Origin of the sequence: Neobacillus niacini (assembly GCF_036961885.1) — a bacterium.
GTDB lineage: Bacteria > Bacillota > Bacilli > Bacillales > Cytobacillaceae > Neobacillus > Neobacillus niacini_H.
In genome coordinates this window covers 2,374-9,402 of sequence record NZ_JBALNQ010000055.1, presented here as the reverse complement: position 1 = coordinate 9,402, position 7,029 = coordinate 2,374, and the positions used below count along the sequence as shown (strand labels likewise).

Sequence of the window (7,029 nt, the reverse complement as noted above, 5' to 3'; positions counted from 1 at the left end):
TGCGGGGTCTCACTCAGCTCGTGCATCCCGCAGGAGTCGAGCCCCTTTCGCTCCAATCAACAGGTTCTAAAATTAACAGTATCCTTTAACACAGCCTTTTTAAAAGTGACCCTTTGCACGAAACGGTTTTTAGAAACTGTACGGTTTATTGTAGAATCTATACAGTTTTTTGTAGAAGCTGTACGCTTTTTCGTAGAAACTGTACACTTTTTTGTAGAAACTGTACGCTTTTTTTGAATTATCACTCTTCCATTGGTTCTATATGATTTCCCATTTCTTATCCTGAGCTACTTCCAAAAGACGAGGTTCAGGGTTTACTGCTACTGGATTTCCTACTAATTCAAGAACATTTAAATCCGAATAACTATCCCCATAAGCAAAGCTATTTTGCCAATCAACTTCGGCGTCTGACAAATGAGCATTTATAAATTCCGTTTTCCGTTCACCGTAAATATAGTTTACTGATGAGTTTTTGCTCAGTTTTTCATCATCATATGGTATACTGCTCCCAATAATACAATCAAATTTAACATTTTCAGTGACCGAGTATAGGAGTGGCTCATACGCTCCGGAGACAAGCATCGTGTAATAGCCATCCATTCGATGTTGCTCCAGTCTATGTAACATCGTGTCACGAAGATTTTCGCTCATAATCCCGCCAATCTGAGAAAAAAACTGATCTATCTCAACTTTTGGAGAAGTACCAAATGCTGCAATATAGCTCCTCATGGAATACTCTTTCATTTTTTGTTCCGGGTATAGTTTACATTTATAAGCAATATAAACCGGCATTATTCTAAGGAAAAAATTCCGATACCTCTTAAAATGTATCGGATGATTCTTCAAATGACCCATCAAAAGAGGAAATGTCTCTTTTGGAAATAACGTACCATCAAAATCAAAAATAGCCACCTTCATAGGATCATCCTTTCCTTTTAATTAGATTGTTTCTAAACTTCTAAACCTGCAATTCCGACACCGCCAGGTCCAGCATGAGAAGATATCATGGCGCCCGCTTGAATCCATTTTACATTTTTGAAGCCAGCCTCTTTTGCGATTACATCCATCCCCTGCTTGATCCCTTCATCAAGTCCGATTGAGTAAAGAAGATAAAGTTGTTCTCTATCAATATCGTATTGACTTAAATAATCACGCATGAGTTTTTCGGAAACAGCTTCCATATTTCCGCGGTATTTTTTTGTTGAAACAAGATGACCATCAATTAGTTCAATTCGTGGCTTTATTTTTAACAATGCCCCACCGAGATATGCTAGATTACTAACTCGTCCACCCGCTCTTAAAAACTCTAAGCTACCGGGAACGAAAGCTAATCTAGATTTAGGAACGATGGATTCAATCTTCTCTACTAACCTGACAGGGTCGATTGAAGGTTCTTTTTCTAACAAGGTAACCGCATACATCACAATGGCCGTTAATCCACCTGTGACGTTCAAAGCGTCAATTAGAAAAATATCATTTAATTCTTCCGTTGCGATAACTGCATTTTGAAAAGAAGAAGATGCCTTTGAGGTATAACCAACATGTATGATAATGCAATCTGGATAATCATTCTTTATCTTCGTGAAAAATTCAAAGTATTCATGGGAATTTGTCGATGTTGTCGAGGAAGTCTTTTTTGTCCGCTCGTAAAAGTCATATATTTCCGTAACCGGTAACGAACCATCTAAATAGTCCTGCCCATCCATGATCACATGCATCGGCACCACTTGAACATTATGTTTCACTGCCAATTCTACTGGTAAATCTGCTCCACTCTCTGTTGTTAAAATAATTCTTCTCATACATTATCCTCCGCATCTATATAAAGCCTTTATTATTCTCTTTAAAGTTCTACTCTACTATACATGAAAAACGCGGTTAGGTTACATCTATCAAGAGAAAAAAATATTTAAAGGGAAAAAGCTGTCCCATTCCTATTAATTAGTAGTTACAAATTCTAGCTTTATTGGCTCATTTTCATCCATGGTTACTTTATATAGGCTTATTTCACCTGTAGGTGGAGCAGGTTCATTAGAGTTACTTTTAAAATTTCCATTTAAAGCGATCGTCCATTTAGCTTGGTTATTTTCCGTCAAAACCAGAGCGATTGTTCCAAATTGAACGGTATTCTCCCAATTGAAGCTTTCCATTTCTCCGTTGTAGTCTATCGTAATTCCTTCAGGAGCACTGCTCACCCTTACGTTCTCCCATTCCCATTGTCCCTGGATCGAGGGACCAACGTATGAGTAGGAATAACCACCATTACGGTCACCATAGGTCCCAATGTACTGGTGCAGTCCTCCATCAGGTGTAAGGTATGTAACCGCAGCAATATCTTTCTCTAGCCATTTAACTTTAAACGCACCTTTTGTATTATAGGGCAATTCTTCCTTTGGGCGAGCAAAGATGCCAAAATAGGTTCGATAATAGGTTGCCCGCCCGAGCATCCTATTTTCTTTAATTACATTTACATGCCTAAAGTCTGGTGAGATGCTTACTACATGCTTTATTTTAGAGCTGTGGCTGACCAGTAATCCACCCTGTAAGACGACGATCATGACTATAATGCTCGTGATGATGACTTTCCACTTTTTAGTTACCGAAAGCAAAAGGAAAAGTGCCACGCCCATGAAAATGACAATCAAGATGTTTAATAGAAAAAAAATCCGATTGTCAGCGTATTCCACATCGTATTTCACACGTAATACGAAGTATCCCATTTGAATACAAAAAAGTCCGATGGCCATTAGGAAAAACAACCATCCTGCTATTTTTCTATTTTTACTTATCTGTTTCATTTGGACTTACCTCCATCAAAAACTCCCAGGTTTCACCATTATCATTTGAAACGAATTTCCCCTTTACTTTTCCACCTTCATAGTCTCCATTAGGACCTTGATTGATGTATACTGCCAAGTGATCTTCTTCTTGAAAGGGGGCTTCGGCCATCACAAAAATTTCATGATACTGCTCTGGAATCATAATCGTTGCTTTACTCCAGGAATTCCCCCCATCTTGGGTAAGGTAAAGATCTGGTTCTACCGGATTAAGGATGCCGAATGAAAGGAAACCTGTGTTTTCGTCGACAAATCCTCCATTATAAATGAGTCTTGTAACATCGGAATGATTGGTCTCTTTCCATTGTTTACCGCCATCATTCGTGAGGTAGACGGTGGTCCATTCCGATGACATGGTTCGATCCCCGGAAATGATGACATAGCCAAAGGATTCATTTAAAAATTCAACCTTTCGGAACCGGATGGACGGATACTGATCATTTACAACGGTGTTTTCCCAAGTTTTCCCTTGGTCGAGAGTGTAAATCAGTTTCATACTCCCTCCATCCGAGTGCAAAAAAGCAGCACGGTTTTCCGAGAGAATATAGCTCTTATCAATGAGCTCCTCCTCGTTTCCGTTATATTCACCTGCAAATAATTTACCTTTTTCAACGGGGACTGTGGTCCAATCCTTTCCTTTATTGTAGGTAATCTGTAATTGATCGTTTTGGAGCGAATAGCCAATTGACTCGTCTTCATAGATTGGTTGTAGGGTCGTTGGTGGTGATGGTTCTGATAGTTGTGTATTTTGATTTTCATTACGTTTGTCTTGTCCTAGTTTTGTTTCCATTGGGGAATTCTCGAAATACCATGTGGCAATGAAAATACCAATTACCAACGTACAAGCCATACCAATAATTATATTCTTCACTGTAGTTCCCCTTTTTTATAAATCAACCTTTTCATTTCCTATCAAAATGGTTAGTGTTAGCTTTAGACAATAACAAATTAGATTGTGCACTTCCATATAAATACAACCGATGCATCGGTCTCGTCATCGCCACATACAACAACTTGATATCTAACTCTTCATCAGAATAGGATTCTTCTAAGGTTACAATCAATACGGCATCGAATTCTAAACCTTTTGAAAGATGCGAGGGTAAGATCACAACACTTCCCTTTTTCATATCATGTTTTTCTTCTAATAGCTGGATTGGAAGGTTGCTATTTTCTAGTAGTTTATGTATTTGTAAACACTCGCTATCGCTCCTGCCAATAATTGCAATTGAATTATGCTCTTCCTCTTTAAGTTGATATATATCCTGTTCGAGTATCATTCTTACCTGCTGCAGATTGTCTCGGTCAATTTTTGTAAAGCGCGGTTTATCTCCGTGACGAATGACTGGCTCTACTATTGGCAGGTCTTTATCCATAATCGATAGAATGTCATTCGCTAATTGCATAATCTCGACAGTGGTCCGATAACTCTTCTGCAAAGCATGATAATTGGCATTTGGAAATATATCATTTACCAAAGGTTCCCAACTATTTAATCCTCGATAGGAATGGATCCCTTGGGCTAAGTCTCCCACGATTGTAAACAAATTGGTCTCAAACCCTTCCTTCATTGCTGCAAATTGAAAATAGCTATAGTCCTGAGCCTCATCAATGAAAATACTTTTCATTTTATATGTTTCGTCGATCCCTTCTAGTTTCGCTTTCATATAAAATAGCGGGGCTAAATCCTCCATTTCTAGCGCCTTTTTTTCAAAAACCTTTTGACAGTATTTACTTAATTTCTTAGATTCCATCTCTGAAAGCAGAGGTGAATACTTTTGGAGGAGTTCAGGAGATGTCATCAGCTCTTTATAAAGGGTAAAGATATCTTTTTTTACAAAAGGATCCATATAATTTTTTATCGCAACCTTAGCCTCTTGCTCCACCGTTTGAATTCTTTTTTCTTTCGTATCCATGATAAAAACGACTTTTTCTCTTCTTTTATCTGGATCCATCCTCGTATTATACAGAGCCTTTTCTAACGCATCGTCATACTTACTATTAATTTTTGAGAGGATAATTGATTTTTTTATCTTTAAATCATTAACTAACAAATTTTTTATTTTATCCAGTCGCTTATAAATCGGTAAGTATTGAAATTCTTTTAAAAATAATCTCTTGATTTTTGGCCCTTTCATGAGAAGTGACTTTTCAATGATAAAATCCTGTGAAGGTGCTAAGTTTAATTCAATTTCGCTTACATAGTTGTCAATCAGCCCTTTAAATTCTAGAGAGCCTTTATAACCAGAAACCCATTGTATCCATTTGGATTTTTCTTCCCCTCTCATAACGGCCATTAATTTAGAATTTGGAGATAATAATTTTATTTTTTTACCTAAACAGTTTCTCATAAACTCAACATAGGTGGTTTGTTTTATCTTGTTTACCCCTAAGTCGGGCAGGACGGCAGAAATATAATCGATAAACAATCGATTTGGTGCAAGAATCATTAATTTTTCTGGAGGAAATCGATACCCAGAAGAGTAGAGAAAGTAGGATATTCTATGGAGGGCAATGGTTGTTTTTCCACTTCCAGCAGCCCCTTGAACGATGATGGGGTGTTTGAGTGATGCGCGAATGACTTCATTTTGCTCATTTTGGATAGTGGCCACAATTTCGGTTAAACGGTTGTCCGCTTTTCCCGATAACGACTTTTGTAATAATTCATCATGTGTGGTTAAATCGATATCTCGAATCTCTTTTAAAAATCCATCTTCGATTTCATACTGCCTTTTTAATGATAAATAACCAGTTTGCACTTCTCCATATGCATCATAGGTTACTTCCCCTAGCCGACCATCATAGTAAACACTAGCAATCGGAGACCGCCAATCGACAATAATGGGAACCTGATTAACACGATCAAACAGTGAGGCTTTCCCAATATATAAAATTTCTTCTTCGGTATCACCTGAACTAGTGAAATTAATTCTCGAAAAGTACGGTTTTTCGATAACACTTGCTAACCTTTCTAATTCACTCTCAGCTAGTTCTAGATATTGAGCATTGGTAAGTATAGTCATGTAGCTTAAACTACTATCTGAGGTATCTAAATCAGCAAAGGCTTCTTTCAGGTTCTCAACAAACTGTTCTTTATTCCCCTTCGACATTACTAAAACACTTTTTATGTATTCCTTTGTAAACTCTAAACGCTCAATTTCTGTTTGATAATCCTTATGTTCACGAACTGATTTTTGTTTTTTTGAGCTCATTCTCTTAATTTGTCACCTCTCAATATGAGTTTCCAATAGGATATTCCGAAACGAAAAGAAACATCTACAAACTTTATGTAGATGTTTTCATTCACAATGGAGTTATATTTTACCATTTGACAAGAGTTAATACAATATCTTTTTTAACCTTGAAAATAGAGTATAACAATCAGGAAAATAATTAGACCTATTAACAAGATAGGACCCAAACTCGTATTTAGGACAAAGTAAATTCTAATACTGAGAATCAAATTAATGATAAGGACGACTAGAATGCAAATAAGCAAAAAAATAGTCAACTGGACATTTCGATTTGGATTTCGATTCAAAGAATTTGCTCCCTTCTAGAAGCTCTACAGGGACACTTCTTGTACCAACTTATTTTCTTTATTTATATAAATATTTTACCTTAGGTTGAAATATTCCAAGCTATACTTCCATGAATTGTTTCCTTTAATGATATGCTCAGGTAGATGTCTAAGGTTTTACGAAAGGAACTTACAGATTTATTCTCGGGGGTCAAATTATAATCGTTGTGGATCAATTAAGGGAAGTATTATATATAGATGGAAAATGGGTTGCAGATTTTAGGGGGATTCGTGTGGTTGGGATTAAAAGTTGAAGCTAATCAAATTTTCTTTGGATATTGGCAATACTTTTATGTTTTATGTCTCGACTATGGTTGTTATAATAGTTGAAAGAAATAATTAGGAGGAAAGCAGATGACCACATTAGCAAAGTTAAAGCCGATTATTGCAGACCAACTCGGTGTCAAAATAGAGCATATCAATCCGCAAGCATCATTCAAAGACGACTTCGATGCGGATTCTCTAGATATGGTGAACCTGACAATGGAAATCGAAGATGAATTCGCCATCGAAATTAGTGACCAAGTTGCAGCGACGCTACAAACAGTCGGAGATGTCGTTAAATATATCGAAAACCGATAAATCAAAAAAATGCGGATAGCCCAAAGCAAA

Annotated in this window: 6 protein-coding genes; 1 reads left to right on the top strand and 5 read right to left on the bottom strand. The window is 37.0% G+C overall.

Annotated elements, in window-relative coordinates; all coding sequences use genetic code 11:
* Window positions 1–258: 258 nt before the first annotated feature.
* The 5 genes from V7124_RS20450 to helD form a co-directional block, all read right to left on the bottom strand.
* The gene (locus tag V7124_RS20450) at window positions 259–918 is read right to left on the bottom strand and encodes an HAD family hydrolase (protein ID WP_335492898.1); all 660 of its coding nucleotides are present in this window, start codon (window positions 916–918) and stop codon (window positions 259–261) included.
* Window positions 919–950: 32 nt separating this feature from the next.
* Window positions 951–1,802: a DegV family protein gene (locus V7124_RS20445; RefSeq protein ID WP_335492897.1), complete on the bottom strand. Its 852-nt coding sequence runs from the start codon at window positions 1,800–1,802 to the stop codon at window positions 951–953.
* Between the two features lie 135 nt (window positions 1,803–1,937).
* Window positions 1,938–2,798: a hypothetical protein gene (locus V7124_RS20440; protein ID WP_335492896.1), complete on the bottom strand. Its 861-nt coding sequence runs from the start codon at window positions 2,796–2,798 to the stop codon at window positions 1,938–1,940.
* Entirely contained in the window at window positions 2,782–3,708 is a 927-nt protein-coding gene (locus tag V7124_RS20435; protein WP_335492893.1) for a WD40/YVTN/BNR-like repeat-containing protein, read from the bottom strand. The genes V7124_RS20440 and V7124_RS20435 overlap by 17 nt, the downstream gene beginning before the upstream one ends.
* Before the next feature lie 31 nt (window positions 3,709–3,739).
* Entirely contained in the window at window positions 3,740–6,049 is a 2,310-nt protein-coding gene (helD, locus tag V7124_RS20430; RefSeq protein ID WP_335492891.1) for an RNA polymerase recycling motor HelD, read from the bottom strand.
* A gap of 722 nt (window positions 6,050–6,771) precedes the next feature.
* Here helD and acpP point away from each other — a divergent pair.
* Window positions 6,772–6,999, top strand: a complete 228-nt coding sequence (acpP, locus tag V7124_RS20425; RefSeq protein WP_335492889.1) for an acyl carrier protein — start codon at window positions 6,772–6,774, stop codon at window positions 6,997–6,999.
* The last annotated feature ends 30 nt before the right edge of the window (window positions 7,000–7,029 follow it).